Annotated in this window: 1 protein-coding gene; it reads right to left on the reverse strand. The window is 66.9% G+C overall.

What is annotated here, in order from left to right:
- Nucleotides 1–905: ABC transporter transmembrane domain-containing protein (locus EN906_RS35610; protein WP_245484414.1), on the reverse strand; the 905-nt coding region annotated here is incomplete at both ends.

A 905-nucleotide genomic window follows, 5' to 3' on the forward strand; every position in this document is an offset into this window, starting at 1 on the left:
ATCGCCACCGTCTCGCCCGGCATGACCTGAAAGCTCAAGCCATGCACGGCGGCACGGTCCGGCCTTGCCGGGTAGGAGAAGGAGACATTGTCGAAGGCGATCGCGCCCTTGGCGACGGCCGGCAGCGGCTTCGGATCGGCGGGAGCCTGGATCGCCGGCTTCTCGGCCAGGATTTCGGTCAGCCGTTCGGCGGCGCCCGCCGCCTGCGCAAGCTCGCCCCAGACTTCCGACAACGCGCCCAGCGCGCCGGCGGCGAACACCGAATAGAGCAGGAATTGGCCGAGCGTACCGGGCGATATCGAGCCTTCGAGCACGTCGCGCGAGCCGAACCACAGCACCGCCACGACGGACGAGAAGATGGTGAAAATGGCGAAGAAGGTAAGGAAGGAGCGCGCGAAGATCGAGGAGCGTGCCGCCTCGAAAGCAGCTTCCACCGCGGCCGAGAAATGCCCGGTGACCAGCTTCTCATTGGTAAAGGCCTGCAGCGTGCGCACCGCGCCTATCTGCTCGCTGGCATAGGCGGTGGCATCGGCCAGCGTATCCTGCGCCTGGCGTGATTTGCGCCGCACCGAACGGCCGAAAGCGACCAGCGGCAGCACAATGACAGGAATAGCGGCAATGACCAACCCGGACAGTTTCGGGCTGGTGATGACCATCATCCCCACCGCGCCAAGGCCGAGGATGACGTTGCGCAGCGCCACCGAAGCCGTCGCGCCGACCGCCGACTTGACCTGCGTCGTGTCGGCGGCAAGCCGCGACACGATCTCGCCCGACTGGGCGGTGTCGAAGAAGGCAGGCGACAGCGTCGTCACATGGGCGAAGCCATCGCGCCGGATATCGGCGACGACGCGCTCGCCCAGCGTGATGACGAAATAGTAGCGGCCGCCCGACGCCGCCGCCAGCAC

It is taken from the genome of Mesorhizobium sp. M7A.F.Ca.CA.004.06.1.1 (assembly GCF_003999135.1).
In the GTDB taxonomy this organism is placed as follows: Bacteria; Pseudomonadota; Alphaproteobacteria; order Rhizobiales; family Rhizobiaceae; genus Mesorhizobium.